Raw genomic sequence first — 15,992 nt, forward strand, 5'->3', positions numbered from 1 at the left:
CCACCGGCGCGTGCGCGGTTGCATTGAGCACGGCCCTGACCAGGTGACGCCTCGCATGCTCGCCACCGGCGGGTGCACGGTTCCATTACAAGGGGTCGGCGATCACGCCGGTCGGAAGACTTGATGCCCGCGTGTGCTCGGCCCCATTTCCTTACCTGCTACACCCCGCCGCCCCCGGCGGCCGGCTCGAGGTACTTCCGCTCGACTTTGCGCCAGGTCCTGTCGGGGTCGAAGGCCGTCATGGACTGCACGGCGGCCTCCGTCTTCCTGCCCAGATCCTTTTCGTACACAACGCCGTCATGGCTCACCATGAACGTCGTGATCCCGGAGACTCCGTACTCATCCGGCCAGGCGACCAGGGCGAACCCACCCACCATTTTGCCGTTCACCACGTAGCTGTAGGCACCCCCGGGGGCGTCCTTCCCCTGTGCGGTCAGAATCTTGTAGTAGTAGCCGAGATAGGGAGTGGGCCTGTCGGTCGGCTGCTTTCTCGTGTAGCCCCTCTTTTGTGCCGCAGCGACCAGCGGTCCGAGCGGACTCTGCGGCTCGCCCGGTTTGGCTTCCCAGTAGAGGCCGTTCTTCGTGCCGGGGTCACTCCAGAACTTCTGAGCGTACTCAGGCAGGACGCCGCCCTTTCCCGTCATCGAAGCGTATTCGCGCTGGGCGTCGAAGTAGGCCAGGCAAGCCTGGATGACGCCCAGCTCATTCCTGCCGATGCGCCGATTCAGGATTTCCTGCTTGCCCTGCTTCGTGTCGAAGCGCCAGGCATTCCCGGCCCTCACAATGGGTATCGGAAGGGGCCAGCCGTCTTTTCCCAGCTCGAGGACCGCCTTCTTCTCCCCGTCCCTCTTCACGGCGTTCTTTTCCTCGTAGAGCCGGACGAAAAGCTCGCGTCCGTTCCGGTCGGCGACTTCGTCCCCCGAGGAGACGATCTCTTGCCCTTCCGGCCCGAGAATCTCCGACAACTCCTTCATATCGCCGGCCTCCACCGCGACCACGAGGGCCCTCACCGCCGCTTCGGGAGACGCGAACGTTCTCTGGTGGACCTTCTGTTTTGTGCCGGCGGCCAGCGCGACGCCACAGCACAGAACCAATGCCGGCAAAGCCAGGGCAAGAGCCGTCAGCCCCCGGCGAACCCTGGAGCGTTGTTTCATATTTTGAATGAAGAGAAGCATTTTATAACCCTCCATCGGATCGGAACATGTCAAGGATGCTTTGTCTCCCCGCTGCCCGAGATGCTCTGCATCCAGGCGGGGCGTTCGAGCCGCTACCGGCGACCTCCACGACCGCCTCCCCGGCCTCCTCCGCCTGCCCGACCGCCGCCGCCGCCGTAGCCACCGCCACGGCCCCCGCTGAAGCTGGAGCCTCCGCGACCGCCGCCGCCGTAGCCGGCGCCACGGTAGGAACCGGAGGCCATCCCGCGGCTCATTTGACCGCGATCCGCATTCATTCGGGTTTGCCTGCTGTTCCCCATGCCGTCGAAGGCTCCTCCGGACGGTCGCTGCTGCGCCGGTCCGCGCATCGATTCTCCGCCGGGCCTTGTGGACGGGCGCTGCCCAGCCTGCTGGCGGCCCCTGTCACCTGCGCCGATTCCTTGCTGGCGGCCCCTGTCGCCGGCCCCGACCCCCTGTTGACGGCCGATATCGCCGGGCCCTCTACCAGCGCCGGCCTGTGAATGGCCGCGAAAATCCCGCCGGTTGTCCGCGGAACCCGCCCCTCTCTGGCCGTACTTCTGCCGGTTGGCTTCATTCCGGTATGCCGCCCCTTTGCGATGCTCGGCCTGCGGTTGGAATTGGCCCGTTCGGACATTGGAAATGTTGTTGCGGTTGATGTTCGTGTTCCGGTTGACGTTGACGTTGACGTCATTATGTCCCCAGTTCCACGAGCCCCACCCGTTGTTCCAGGCCGCTCCGACCGCCACTCCGGCGGCAAACCCGAACGCACCGGCGGCGAAGGCCGCACCGGCCGGGTAGTATGCATACGGGGGATAAGCGGGAGCCCACCAGGAACCGTATACCACCGCCGGGTTGTAAGTCGGCACGTAGACCACGGTGGGGTTGGCCGGCTCGATGACGATCGCCTGGTCCTGAACGACGACTTTCTGTTCCCTGGTGGTCTTCAGGTTGCCCTGGTTCCTGGCCCTGCCGCGCAGTTTCTGGACGGTCTGCATGACGTCGGCCTGCTGCGCCACGAAGGCCTCACCCAGTTTCGAGGTCCAGTCGAGCTGTTCGCTCATCATGGCGAGGACCTCCGGAAACGGCACGAGCGCCTTCACGCTGAGGTCCCAGTCCATCTTGTCCAGGGCGGCGTTCAACTGCTCTCCCTTGAGGTTCCTGTTCTGCTTGACCCAACGGTCCGCCTGCACCACTTCGATGGGATAGGCCGCCGCGACCAGCACCTGGGCGAGCAGTGAATCGGGGTAAAGGGCGATCGGAGCAAGCATCTGGTCCAGCTCTTCCTGGCTGAATCCCCCCGACGCTCCCGCGCCCTGTCCGACGGCTACGGACGGAGCCGCAAGGAGAAGAACAAGGAATCCGATCAGGACGGGGTTGAATTTTGATCTCGTCATCATGATTCTTCCTCCATGCTTCGTCCCGTCAGGCTCATATAGAGGACGATCATTTGGTCTGTTTCACAATCCCGAGTTGCGCCCCCCACGTCGGAGGGATTCCCCCACATCGCGCCCCGGAGCTTCGAGAACCCGGCCCAAGCGGGTATCAACCGGGACAACGGGCTATCTTTCCACGAGTGTCTTGACGTCGTCTGCATCCGATTCCTCCGTCAGGCCGATCACGGCGACCGCAACATCCCCCTGACAGGCGATTTCTTCATCGGCCGATCTTTTTGTATGCCAAAAGAGACCCGCATGACAGCTCGATACCTGCCGGCCGGTTCCGAATCGACCTGCCGCTGCCGACAGTTCTGAAAACAAATGAACCGGTTCAGGCCAATTCCCTGTAGCTCCGTCGTGTTTTTTCGAGTGTTTCCAGGCCGCTCGAATGGGTGATCTCGCTGAACCTGATTTCCGGGCATTCCGCCGCCATCTCGATCACCAGGATCACATGCCGATACGGGTCCGAGCGCAGATGGCGCTCGAGATCGGCCTGGGTTTCCCACCATTCCTCGAACAGGAGAACGTTGCGCTCCAGCAGCCCCTGGTAGACGTTGCACCCGAGACACCCTTGACTGAACCGCGTCCGCTCCACCATCTCGCACAAGGTCTTTCTTGCTTCGGCCAACTTGTTGGAAGCGAACTTCATGCGGAGGCTCGCATGAATCATGGTCGACCCCTCCCTTGACGGTCTGATCGATGGATGTCGCCCGGTGCAGTTCCAGGCGTCGAGAGCGCATCTCAATCGGTCCCCTTCCCGACCGCCTGCGGCAAGCCGGGCAGGACGCCGCCAAGACAGGAGGAACTCGCCCCCGAAACGGATACAAGCAGCATGTCCATGACTTAAGCGAGCTTCGTGCCAAGCAGAAAACAGAGCAACAAAGATTTCAAAAAGTATGCAATATCGGGAATGTTGCTTCCAAGGGGATGAGAAACGGCGCAAGCGTGAAATGAGACGGTCACGCAGTATTTCGGGACAGTCCCAAAATATCGTGATTATGACCTGGGCCTGCGAACTCCGAGCTTCTTCATCCGAGCCTCCAGCGTGGTGGGCTTGAGTCCCAGGATCTCGGCCGCCCCACCCTTCCCCGCAACGCGCCACCCGGCCAGGGTCAACACGCGCAGGATATGCCGCCGCTCCGATTCCTCGAGGTTCAACACCTCCGCGGACGAGTCCTCCGCCCGGATCATCGGTGGAAACACTTTGAGGGTCGAACCCGAGCTCACAATCATCGCATGCTCTATGACGTTCCGGAGCTCCCGAACGTTGCCCGGCCAGGCATGGCGCTCCAGGGCATCCATGCTTCTCTTCAAGACCCGCTGAACGTGTTTGCCCATGCGCTTCTCGAATTGGTGGATGAAAGCCCAGACCAGCGGCGGAATATCCTCGGGACGCTCGCGCAGGGGGGGAATCGCAATGGGAAATACATTCAAACGATAATAAAGGTCCCGCCGGAACCTGCCCGCCTGGACCAATTGCGCAAGGTCCCGGTTTGTGGCTGCGAGTATGCGGACGTTTACGTGCAGGGACTTCGTGGATCCAAGGCGCTCGAAGCGGCCTTCCTCCAGGACGCGGAGCATCTTGGCTTGAAGCTCAGGCGGAAGCTCACCCACCTCGTCCAGAAAGAGGGTCCCCCCGTCGGCAACCTCGAATCGCCCCGCCATTCGGGACAGGGCGCCCGTGTACGCCCCCTTCTCGCGCCCGAACAATTCGGACTCCATCAGGGTTGGCGGCAGTGAGGCGCAATTGACCGTCACCAGCGGTCGCCCTTTTCGGGCGCTCAGGTTGTGGACGGCCCGGGCGATCAGTTCCTTGCCCGTGCCTGTTTCGCCGGTGATGAGAACGGTCGAGTCCGTCGGAGCCACCTGTTCGACTCTGAGCAGAACCTGCCGCATGGCCGGACTGCGAGCGACAATATCATCGTGAGGGGAAAGCAGGCTCACTTCCTCCCGCAGGGCGATGTTGTCCTGTTCCAGCTGCCCCTTGAGCCTCTCGATTTCCAGAAGCCTGTTCTGCAATTGCTCCTGCATGAGCTTGCGCTCGGTGACGTCTTCGATCACTGCAAGGATGCACCTTTGTCCTGAAAATTCGACTAAATCCGCCGACAAGCACCCCATGCGCCGTTCCCCCCCCTTGGTGCGGAACCGGGCTTCCAGGGCGCGAAGGCTTCCATCGCTGCGGATCTTTTCCACGGCCGCTTCCAGTTCCTGTGGATCCAGCCATAGCCTCATGTCCCCGACAGTGCGTCCGAGCACCTCATCGCGTGCGTACCCGGTGAACCGTTCGTGAGCCTTGTTGATCTCGATGTACTGCACATCGCTCAGAGACACCAGCGACATGGCGACCGGGCTGCCGTGGAACGCCCTGGAAAACTTCTCCTCCGATTGTTGCAGGGACAGTTCCGCCGACTTGCGATCGGTGATGTCGACCGAAACGCCCATGAGGCCATTCGGCCTCCCGGGAGAATTGTGCCTGGAGCGGCCGCGCCAGGCGATCCATCGCACGCCGCCTTCGCCATTCACAACGCGGTAGTCAAGACGTGCATCTTCACCCGGCTGCATCGCGAGATCGAATGTCCGGCGAACCTTCTCTCGATCCTCGACATGCACCGCGGAGAGCACCCTTTCGAAAGAAAGCTCCTCACCCGGCGCAAAACCCAGCAATTCCCTGGTCTTCTCCGTGGCCCACATGCGCCCGGTGCACCGATCCAGGCTCCACAGACCCACATTCGCCGATGCCGCCGCCAGGCTCAATCGCTCTTCACTTTCCCGCAGCTTCTGCTCCGCGCGCTTGCGCGCGATTGCGTTGGCGAAGACCTGGGCGCAAAGCTTGAGCCTGTTGACGAGTTCCTCCCGCAATTCCCGTTCCTGCCGCATCATGGCAAAGGTCATGGCTCCCACGGCCACTCCACCCGCCATGAAAGGAATTACCGAAGTGGACCTGGCACCCCAGCGGCCGAGCATCTCCTTGTCGAAGGAAGCCTCCGCCGGAAGGTCTTCCAGTCTCGGGATGAGCACAATCCGACCCTGCCGAGCCTGCTCTGTTAGCCAGGGGAAATGCTCCTGCGCCTCCATGTGCATGAGATTGAGCCGACTCTCCGACATCCGGTCTGCCCGCTCACCGCTCGACAGTCGGCTCTCGACCGCCGGTTTTCGAACAGGCGGGCCGTCCTCGGGTTGATGGATGTGCGTCATCACCATCGGGCCATCCGCTCCACCGGTGACTTGCCAGACGGTGGAACGGTCAAAGCCCAGGCACTCACAGATACGGCGCAGGGCTTCCTGAATTTCGGCGTCCACCTGATCGGGAGCCAGATTGACGAAACGCGCGGAGATTTGGGCAATCAGCGTTTCAAAGCGTAACTGTGCGGCCAGGGCTTCCTCAGCCCGTTTTTCCTCCGTGATGTCCCGGTTGCTGCTCCGAATCCCTTGGAACTCGCCCTGCTCACCAATCACCGGCTGGCAGGCATGATCTATCCAGCGCACGGCCCCATCGCGTGTTTGAATGCGAAACCGTACCCCCCGGGATTCGGCTTTCCCGTGCTCATCACGTTCATGTCCATCCCAGACCTCTCGATCCTCCGGATGGATGATCTCACGAAGCAGCGCGGGGTCGTCGACAAAGCGCCGTCCAGAATAACCGGTAATGCGCTCGCAGGAAGGCGAAATGTAATGAAGCACACCATCCGGAGCGGACCAGTACTCCCAGTCGCTGGTGAAGTCCGCGACGGTGCGGTATTTCAATTCCGCATGGCGGAGGGCCAGGTTCGCCGCGCGTCGTTTGCGCAGGTTGACGACCAGAATCAATATGAAGAGCGTCTGGATGAAAATGATTGCCGCGATGCCTATGAACTGCCATCGGTAAGCTTCCCACCGAAAAGATTCCTCATTCGATGCGGCCTCTGAAACATCGTCCCCCGGCGGCGGCCCCGCCCCGCTGTCCGCGGCATATCCGAGCCGGAACGGTCCGGCCGTTTTCGCCCGGTATTTCAATTCGTTATTGCGCGAGCTCTCATGTTGTTGGGGGGGAGAACCTTCGATGCTCATGTCGCCCGCCGTCAGGACGCACGGGAAACCGGGGCCGGTTTTCCGATATGCGGGGTGACCGTCTCCATGCGTGTCAAGGCTCAGCACCCATTTCATCGTCTGGGGAGAGGACCCATGTTGCTGCGGCATGGACTGGGAATGGGCCGGCAAGGGACTCAGAATCAGGATCAGCAGGTTGATGGCAAGCACTATTACTATGATATCATTGACAAACTCAAGAAGAGGAACCGCAGGGTTCATTGCGGGGGAGCTGCATGACCCTGCTCGATCGGCTTTCCGCGAATGGTCGACAACATTCTCGCCATTATTTTTCCGGACAGTCTTGCAGGAAATGCGACGAAGCGCCCCCCCGAGACATGAACCCCGCATGGATCGTTCCCCTTTCCGGCACCCTGAATGACCCGGAAAATGCTTGTCTTTACATTCTTGTGAAGCAATGTGAGCGGATTGTCGGTGGCTGAAGCCTGGAACAGTCGAACCGGAGGGGGCCAAGTCGTGTCCCCTGGGACGCGAAATCGAGCTGGGTTATCAGCCGACAGTTCGTATCTTCGTGTGATCAATATATAAGAAATCCCGGAAAAAACAATTGAAACCACGCCCAGACTTTCGTGAATTGCAGACTTCGAATGCCTCGCGAAAGGCTGAGGATCGTCGCACGGCAAAGCGGGACCGGGGTTTGGTCGAAGACGCCCGGAGATTGCACGCGCGGACCGCGGTCACGATATTTTGGGACCATCCCAAAATACGGCATGCCCCTCAGCCGGCGAACTCCATCAGGCTTCACCCGGACCCGGCAAACTTCTCTGACATTCCGAAAAGTTGCAGAATCCTTCCTATTCACTTTCCCGTTTGGCACGAACCTCGCTTATCCCGACTGTCATCGCCATTGGAATTCGATACTGAAGCGAATCATCCGGAACATCCCCCGGAGACATGAGACAATTCCCCGCGGTGGAGCCGGGCAAGCAACGCGGTCGTGATCGTCCCCGCACGAGGGGTCTGTCGAATGCGCGGTCGTTGTTCGATGCCTTCCCCTCTTCCATTGGTCGGCGGGGGCCTGAGAACCGACATCTTTCAAGTCGAGTGCCTCCGGGGAATGGGGGATTGTCCGCTGCTTCCGGTCAGTCCGATGCGACCGCCATAAAGGAGGAATGCGATGATCGGAGACCGGAAACCGGAAACGAAATTCGCCGACCGGCAGGGCATCGACCCGGATTTCACCATCGCGCGCCTGGGAGTGTGCCGAAGAACCGCCTGGAACATCTTCCCGGCAACGTCCGGGAGCCCGAAAGCTTTTGTCGGGCCTGGACTCCCGCCTTCCAGAGAACGTTCGCCGTCACCCGGGCTCAAGCCGGGGGCCGGAGTACCTGCCGGATTCGTGTTTTCGCGGAAAGTACGGTGATGGATTGCATGCCCGTTGTGGCCTTCGGGGCATGGGGATCCGCGGGGATGGCCCATCAAAGTGGATTCGCCGGTTCTTGCGGCAGGCTGTGACGTCTTCCCTCGAGATTAGCGTTTTGAATGCGAATCATTAACATTAGCATATTGAGCCAAAAACACTTCGGCTGCCGGCCATTAGGCCGGGATTGCCCGGCATGCCCTTGAGGACCAGGTGAAAGGAGCAATCCATGAATGTGAAACGGGATTTTTTTGAGGCACTGTGCGAAGCGTTGGAAAGAATCGTCGGGTCACTCGACCACGAAGAAGTGATGAAAAGCATCGTGGAATCGACGATTGCGGCCGTGGGCTTGAAGGCGTGCAGTCTCCGGCTGCTCGATCGCAGGCGGCGCAAGCTCATCTTCGGTTCCTCCACCGGGCTCAGCGAAGGCTACATCCGAAAGGGCCCGGTTCTGATCGAAGAATCGGCCCTCGACAGGGAAGCCCTGGACGGCCGGACCGTCTACCTGGAAAACGCCCAGACCGATCCCCGGTTTCAATATCCCGAAAAGGCAAAACAGGAGGGCATTTTCTCCGTCCTGGTGGCCCCGCTGACCGCCGGGGGCAAGCCCGTAGGAGTACTGAGGATATACGCGGGCGAATTACGCCGTTTCGACGAAGACGAAATGCGGTTTCTCGAGGCCATGGCCCGCCTGAGCGGCCTGGCGCTGGAGAACGCCAGGCTGCACCAGACGCTTCGCATGGATTTCGAAACCCTGGTGGCCGACCGGTACAGGATAGATGAACACTGAAAGGAGACGACCGCCATGCTGAAGGTGGGAATCAATGGATTTGGAAGGATCGGTCGCCAGGTCATCAAGGCGGCCATGGAGCGACATCCGGATACACTGCGGGTCGTGGCCGTAAACGACTTGTTCGACGTACAGACCAACGCCCGCCTCTTCAAGCACGATACGAACTACGGCCTGTTTGCAGGAAGCGTGGAGGCGCGCGGAGACGATCTGCTGGTGAATGGCTCCCCCATCAGGTCCTTTGCCGAACGCGATCCGGCTATGATACCGTGGGATGACCTGCAGGTCGACCTGGTGGTGGAGTCCACGGGCATTTTCACCACGGGCCCCAAGGCGGCGGCTCACCTGGAGGCCGGCGCGAAAAAGGTGATCATATCGGCGCCCGCAAAGCAGATCGACCAAACCATCGTCATGGGCGTGAACCATGAACAGTACGACCCGGAAAAGCACCGGATCGTCTCCAACGCCTCCTGCACCACGAATTGCCTGGCGCCCCCGGTGAAAGTCATCCACGAGCGTTTCGGCATACACAGGGGCCTCATGACCACGGTGCACTCCTACACCAACGACCAGCGGATCCTCGACCTGCCGCACAAGGATCCCCGCAGGGCAAGGGCAGCGGCCCAGAACATCATACCGACGACGACGGGGGCGGCGAAAGCCTTGTCGCTCGTCATCCCGGGCATGGAGGGCCGGTTCGACGGCTACTCCCTCCGGGTCCCGACCCCCACGGTGTCCGTGGTCGATTTCACGGCCGTTCTCGAAAAGGAGACCGACACCGAAACCTTGAGGGCCGTTCTGAAGGAAGCCTCCGAGAAAGAGTTGAAAGGAATTCTGCAGTGCTGTGAGGAGCCCCTCGTCTCCAGCGATTTCAAGGGCAACCCTCATTCCTCCATCGTGGATATCGAGTTTACCCAGGTCCTGGCAGGCAACATGGCCAAGGTCGTCTGCTGGTATGACAACGAGTGGGGATATTCCTGCCGCGTGGCGGACCTGGCCGATTATATCTGCCGCAAGGGAGGGTTCTGAGACGCACATTCGACGCGCGTGACAACCCCGGGAAACTCCGACGGACAGGAGAAGACCATGCCCATCGCCGATTATGCAACGTATTGCAGAATGCTCGATCGAGCCAAAGAAAACCGTTTTGCCTACCCGGCCATCAATGTCAGTTCCCTCACCACGGCCAACGCCGTCTTGAAGGGGCTGGCCGAAAGCCGAAGCGACGGAATCGTCCAGGTATCCACGGGAGGAGCGGCATTCGCTTCAGGAACATCCGTGAAGGACATGGTGCTGGGGGCCATATCCATCGCCGAGCACGTCCACAGGGTTGCCGACCGTTACAACGTCTACGTCGCCCTGCACACGGATCATTGCCAGGCCCAGATGCTGGAGAGCTTCCTCATCCCCCTCGTAGAGGAAACGGAGCGGCGTCGCAAGGCCGGGCTCCCCAACCTCTTCAACAGCCATATGTTCGACGGGAGCGCCCTGCCCCTCAAAGAGAACCTGGATATCGCCGTCCCGCTTCTCGAGCGCTGCCGCCGAAGCGACATGATCCTGGAAGTCGAGGCCGGGGTGGTCGGCGGCGAGGAGGATGGAATCAAAGTGGAAGGGGCTCCCGCCGAGAAGCTCTACACAACCCCCGGGGACATGCTGGAGGTTGCCCGCCGCTTCGGTGCGGTCAAGGGAGCACGGTTTCTCCTTGCCGCGACTTTCGGCAATGTCCACGGAGTCTACAAACCCGGCCACGTCAAGCTCAAACCCTCCATTCTCAAAGACGGCCAGGATGCCGTGGAGAAAGCATACGGCAGGGACGCCCGGTTTTACCTCGTGTTTCATGGGGGTTCCGGCTCGCTTCCGGAAGAAATTCATGAGGCCATCGATTACGGCGTCGTGAAGATGAACATCGACACCGACACGCAGTACGCCTTCACGCGCGCAGTGGCCGACCACATGATGAAGAACTACGATGCGGTGCTCAAGGTGGACGGAGAAGTGGGCAACAAGAAGAAATACGACCCCCGATCCTACCTCGCCCTGGCCGAAGCGGCCATGGCCGAGCGGGTCAAGGCGGCGGTCGCCGCCCTGAGGGGAACCGGCACCACCCTCTGCACCGGGTAGCAGTTTCGATCCGGAGTCCTCGGAGGTAGCGGCGGCGCCCTCTGCGCCGGGTTACGGTGTTCGTCCGGACACGTGACGGAGCGGCGGGGCGGACACGGTTTCATAGTGCCCATGATCCGGCCTGCAAATCGTTGCGGCATGATTCTTCACGCATCCTTGCGAGCCGCCGGCTCATGGCGGTCGCGGGCGGCACTGACGGAACGGAAATTTCCCCGATCTTCTTATCGAGTTGACAGGGTTCTTTCTCATATTGGGCTTTCCGCCCGTTCACAACCGGGGTCCGTGACCCCGGGTCAACAAAGCGATGGAGTCGCAAGATGGCGAAGAAACCGAAATTGAAACAATCGGAACCGGTCTCGTGCACCGGGGGCCGCGCGGACATGAGCCTCGACGGCTTGAGACGCACTTTTCGCGAGCATGTGTTCTACACTCAGGGGCGGTTCCCCTCGGTCGCCACCAGGAACGACCTGTACATGGCCTTCGCCTATACCGTGAGGGATCAACTCCTGCACCGCTGGATCAAGACCGTCGAGCAGATGGCGGGAAAGGACCTCAAGATCGTCAGCTATCTGTCGGCCGAATTCCTCCTTGGCCCCCACCTGGAAAACAACCTGATCAACCTGGGCATCTACGATGACGTCCTCGGGATTGCGAAGGAAGAGGGTTTCGACATCCAGGTCATCTTCGATCAAGAGGAGGAACCGGGACTCGGCAACGGGGGGCTGGGCAGGCTGGCGGCCTGCTACCTCGATTCCCTTGCCAGTCTCGAGGTCCCGGCCATCGGGTACGGCATACGGTATGAGTTCGGAATCTTCGACCAGGAGATCCGGGACGGCTGGCAGGTGGAACGCACCGACCAGTGGCTTCGATTGGGCAACCCCTGGGAGCTGGCGCGACCGGAGATCACCTGCCGTGTGAGCTTCGGGGGACGCACGGAGCCCTATCAAGACGATCGGGGCCGGTATCGCGTTCGATGGATTCCTCACCGGACCGTGAAGGGTGTCGCCTACGACACCCCCATCCTGGGATACCGCGTGAACACCTGCAACCTGTTGAGGCTTTGGAAGGCCGAAGCGATCGAATCCTTCGAGTTCGAGGCGTTCAACGTCGGGGATTATTACGGAGCCGTTGACGAGAAGATCTATTCGGAGAACATCACGAAAGTGCTCTACCCCAATGATGAACCGGTCCAGGGCAAACAACTCCGGCTCGAGCAACAGTATTTCTTCGTTTCCTGCTCCCTGCAGGACATGCTTCGTATTTACAAGCTGGGCGGAGGCAAGCTGGACCGGTTTTCCAGGCACTTCGCCATACAGCTCAACGACACGCATCCCGCCCTGGGCGTCGCGGAACTGATGCGCCTCCTGGTAGACGAGGAAGGCATGGACTGGGAACCGGCATGGGACGTCACCTGCAAGACCTTCGGCTACACCAACCACACCCTTCTTCCGGAAGCCCTAGAGAAGTGGCCGGTGGAGCTGTTTGCCGGCCTTTTCCCAAGGCACATGGAAATCATATACGAAATCAACCGGCGGTTTCTCGACGAGGTCAGGCGCAGGTGGCCCGGCGATGAGGCGCGGGTGGCCAGGATGTCCCTCATCGACGAAAGCGGTGGACGCTTCGTGCGCATGGCGCATCTCGCCTGCGTCGGCAGCCACGCCATCAACGGAGTGGCGGAGCTCCACTCCCGGCTGCTCAAGGAAGATGTCTTGCGCGACTTCCACGAGATGACACCGGAGAAATTCAGCAACAAGACCAACGGAGTGACGCCGCGACGCTTCCTGGTTCTGGCCAATCCCGGCCTGACCCGCCTCATCGAGGGCAAGATCGGCGATACCTGGATCCGCAGGCCGGAGGAACTCAGGAAACTCGAGCCGTGCGCCGACGATCCCGCTTTTCGCGAGGAGTGGCGCCGGGTGAAGCTCGAGAACAAGAAGAACCTGGCCCGGGTCATCCGGGAGCGCACCGGGATCGAGGTCGACCCGGCTTCGATGTTCGACATCCAGGTGAAGCGACTCCACGAGTACAAACGCCAGCATCTGAACGTCCTTCACATCATCGCGCTATATGACCGGATCAAGCGCAATCCCTCCTACGACCTGTGTCCCCGAACCTTCATCTTCGGGGGGAAAGCCGCGCCCGGCTACTTCATGGCGAAGCTCATCATCAAGCTGATCAACTCCGTCGGCGACACGGTCAACCGGGACCCCGACGTGAACGGCCGCCTCAAGGTCGTCTTCTTCCCCGACCTCAACGTCAAGAACGCGAAATTCATTTACCCGGCCGCCGACCTGTCGGAGCAGATCTCCACTGCGGGGAAGGAGGCTTCGGGAACCGGGAACATGAAATTTTCCATGAACGGTGCCCTGACCATCGGGACCCTGGACGGAGCCAACGTGGAAATCCGGGAGGAAGTAGGCGCCGAGAATTTCTTCCTGTTCGGCCTGACGGCCGAGGAGGTCTACTCGCTCAAGAGAGACGGATACCGCCCCATGGAATATTTCCAGGCCAATCCGGAGCTGCAGCGGGTCGTCGAACGCATCGCTTCGGGTTATTTTTCCAATGGCGACCGGGAGCTGTTCAAACCATTGGTCGATGCTCTCATGTTCCACGACACCTTCATGTTGTTCGCTGATTTTGGTTCCTACGCGGATGTGCAGGGCCGGGTCGACGAGGCCTATCGCGACCGGGAACACTGGACCCGCATGTCCATCCTCAATTCCGCCCGGATGGGCAAGTTCTCCTCCGACCGCGCGATCCGTGAATACTGCGAGGACATCTGGAAGGTCAAACCGGTCCCCATCCTCCTGGAGTGATGGGGGTTACGTCCGTAAGACGACCCGAATGACCCGTCCCGCGCGAAGCCGTTCAACCGGATTGAAACCCTGGCGCCGGACGAAATCGTTTGACGATGTTTTCCTTTTGTCGTGAGGCAATCATGGGATCTATGCGCGCAATCGACGAATGGATACCAGGCGAGGGAGTTCCATGGCCCCTTGGGGCGAGTTGGATGGAGTCGCAACGGGCATACAATTTCGCGCTCTTTTCGCGCAACGCCCGGAGCGTCACCCTTTTGCTCTACACCGAGGACGATCCAGTCATCCCGGTCCAATTCCGTGTTCTTGACCCCGTCTTCAACAAGACTGGCCTGATATGGCATTGCGCGGTGCCGGAGGAGGAGCTGCGGGGCGCCTGCCTCTATGCGTACCGAATCGACGGCCCTTACGACCCGCTCAACGGGCATCGATTCGACGCGGGGAAAGTTCTCCTGGATCCCTTTGCCCTTTCCGTCCATTTCCCGCCCGGGTTCAGCCGAACCTCGGCCTCGGGGTCGGGCCCCACGGACGGCATGGCACCCCTGGGGCGGCTCTCCAAGGATCCGAACGCATTCGACTGGGGCGAGGACCCGCGCCCTCGCCATGCCCACGATCTCATCGTCTACGAACTGCACGTCAAGGGCTTCACGGCAAGGCCCAACTCGGGCGTGAGCCCGGAAAACCGAGGGACCTTTGCCGGGCTCGTGGAGAAGATATCGTACCTGAAGGATCTCGGGATCACCGCCGTGGAGCTCCTTCCCGTCCATCAGTTCGATCCCCGGGAGGGAAACTACTGGGGCTATATGACCCTCAACTTCTTCTCGCCCCACCACGGTTACGCATCAGGCGATCCCCACCGGGAATTCCGTGCGATGGTGAGAACCTTTCACGCCGCGGGAATCGAGGTATGGCTCGACGTCGTCTACAATCATACCAGCGAGGGCGGCGAGAACGGTCCCACCTACAGCTACCGCGGTGTGGACAACAAAAGTTACTACCTCGCCCGGCAGGATACCGGCGAGTACTTCAACGACACCGGATGCGGGAACACAATGAACTGCGCGCATCCCGTCGTTCGGGCACTCGTTCTGACCAGCCTGCATCACTGGGCGAAAAACATGCATGTGGACGGGTTCCGCTTCGACCTGGCATCCATTTTCGCGCGCGCGCTCGACGGCTCCATGAACACCCTGGACCCGCCGCTGATCGCGGAGATCGGCCTACTCGGATACATGCGCGACGTGAGGCTCGTCGCGGAGGCATGGGATATCGGGAGTTACCTGCTCGGTCGAAGCTTTCCCGGCCTGATGTGGCGCCAGTGGAACGGGAAATTCCGCGACGACATCCGCTCTTTCGTCAAAGGGGACGCAGCGATGGTCGGAGCCCTGATGCAACGCCTGTACGGGAGTGATGACCTTTTTCCGGACGGGCCGGTGGAGGTGTATCGCCCGTACCAGAGCGTGAACTTCATCACCGCCCACGACGGTTTCTGTCTCTACGATTTGGTTGCTTACAACGAAAAGCACAACACGGCCAACGGCCACCACAACACGGACGGGGCAAACGACAACCGGAGCTGGAATTGCGGCTGGGAGGGCGACTCCGGGGTTCCCCTTGAAGTCATGGCGTTGCGCCGGCAGCAGGTCAAGAATTTTTTCTGCCTGCTCATGCTTGCCAACGGAACCCCCATGTTCTGCGCCGGTGATGAATTCATGAACACACAGAAAGGCAACAACAACCCTTACAACCAGGACAATGAGATCACCTGGCTGGACTGGGAGCTTCTCGAACGCAACCGGGACATGCTGCGCTTCTTCAAGGGCATGATCCGATTCCGAAAAACGCATCCGTCCATCGGTCGGGGCCGCTACTGGCGCGAGGACGTCCGGTGGTACGGAAGCACGGGGGAAGTGGACCTTTCCCAGGAATCCAGGTCTCTGGCCTACTTTCTGCGCGGGTCCGGTCTCGGCGACAGCGACCTCTACGTGATGATCAATGCATACTGGGAAGACCTGGATTTCGCCCTCCAGGTCGGTCGGGCTGGGGAGTGGCGCCGTGTTGCGGATACTGCCCTTCCGAGCCCGGACGACATTGCGGAGACGGGACGAGGACACCCCGTTTCCGGTCTCCGGTATCGCGTGAAGGCCCGATCGATCGTGGTTTTTGAGCGATGAGAACAGAGACTGTCCGGACGGACGCAACGAAGAG

General features: G+C 60.7%; 10 protein-coding genes. 6 read left to right on the forward strand and 4 right to left on the reverse strand.

Annotated elements, in window-relative coordinates:
- Positions 1 to 158: 158 nt before the first annotated feature.
- From SFUM_RS07575 to SFUM_RS21580, 4 genes are all read right to left on the reverse strand, one after another.
- Positions 159 to 1,175 (reverse strand): DUF2950 domain-containing protein, encoded by a 1,017-nt coding sequence (locus SFUM_RS07575; protein ID WP_011698322.1) that lies wholly within the window; start codon positions 1,173 to 1,175, stop codon positions 159 to 161.
- 92 nt (positions 1,176 to 1,267) lie between these two features.
- A complete protein-coding gene (locus SFUM_RS07580; protein ID WP_011698323.1) occupies positions 1,268 to 2,572 on the reverse strand; it encodes a DUF3300 domain-containing protein in 1,305 nt (434 codons plus the stop codon).
- Between the two features lie 370 nt (positions 2,573 to 2,942).
- Positions 2,943 to 3,281 (reverse strand): putative quinol monooxygenase, encoded by a 339-nt coding sequence (locus tag SFUM_RS21575; RefSeq protein WP_011698324.1) that lies wholly within the window; start codon positions 3,279 to 3,281, stop codon positions 2,943 to 2,945.
- Positions 3,282 to 3,607: 326 nt separating this feature from the next.
- The gene (locus tag SFUM_RS21580) at positions 3,608 to 6,847 is read right to left on the reverse strand and encodes a sigma 54-interacting transcriptional regulator (RefSeq protein WP_167321326.1); all 3,240 of its coding nucleotides are present in this window, start codon (positions 6,845 to 6,847) and stop codon (positions 3,608 to 3,610) included.
- A gap of 967 nt (positions 6,848 to 7,814) precedes the next feature.
- On the opposite strand from SFUM_RS21580, the gene SFUM_RS07600 reads away from it, so the two are divergent.
- The 6 genes from SFUM_RS07600 to SFUM_RS07625 all read left to right on the forward strand — a co-directional run bounded on the left by SFUM_RS07600 (position 7,815) and on the right by SFUM_RS07625 (position 15,958).
- Positions 7,815 to 8,060 carry a hypothetical protein gene (locus SFUM_RS07600; protein ID WP_011698326.1) on the forward strand — a complete coding sequence of 82 codons (246 nt, stop codon included), beginning with the start codon at positions 7,815 to 7,817 and terminating at the stop codon, positions 8,058 to 8,060.
- Positions 8,061 to 8,286: 226 nt separating this feature from the next.
- Complete coding sequence (locus SFUM_RS07605) at positions 8,287 to 8,847, forward strand: GAF domain-containing protein (protein WP_011698327.1); 561 nt, start codon at positions 8,287 to 8,289, stop codon at positions 8,845 to 8,847.
- Between the two features lie 15 nt (positions 8,848 to 8,862).
- Entirely contained in the window at positions 8,863 to 9,876 is a 1,014-nt protein-coding gene (gap, locus tag SFUM_RS07610; RefSeq protein ID WP_011698328.1) for a type I glyceraldehyde-3-phosphate dehydrogenase, read from the forward strand.
- A gap of 57 nt (positions 9,877 to 9,933) precedes the next feature.
- Positions 9,934 to 10,968: a class II fructose-bisphosphate aldolase gene (fbaA, locus tag SFUM_RS07615; RefSeq protein ID WP_011698329.1), complete on the forward strand. Its 1,035-nt coding sequence runs from the start codon at positions 9,934 to 9,936 to the stop codon at positions 10,966 to 10,968.
- Positions 10,969 to 11,285: 317 nt separating this feature from the next.
- Complete coding sequence (locus SFUM_RS07620) at positions 11,286 to 13,784, forward strand: glycogen/starch/alpha-glucan phosphorylase (RefSeq protein ID WP_011698330.1); 2,499 nt, start codon at positions 11,286 to 11,288, stop codon at positions 13,782 to 13,784.
- Between the two features lie 122 nt (positions 13,785 to 13,906).
- Positions 13,907 to 15,958: a glycogen debranching protein gene (locus SFUM_RS07625; protein ID WP_011698331.1), complete on the forward strand. Its 2,052-nt coding sequence runs from the start codon at positions 13,907 to 13,909 to the stop codon at positions 15,956 to 15,958.
- Positions 15,959 to 15,992 lie beyond the last annotated feature (34 nt).

This window comes from Syntrophobacter fumaroxidans MPOB, assembly GCF_000014965.1.
Classification (GTDB): Bacteria; Desulfobacterota; Syntrophobacteria; order Syntrophobacterales; family Syntrophobacteraceae; genus Syntrophobacter; species Syntrophobacter fumaroxidans.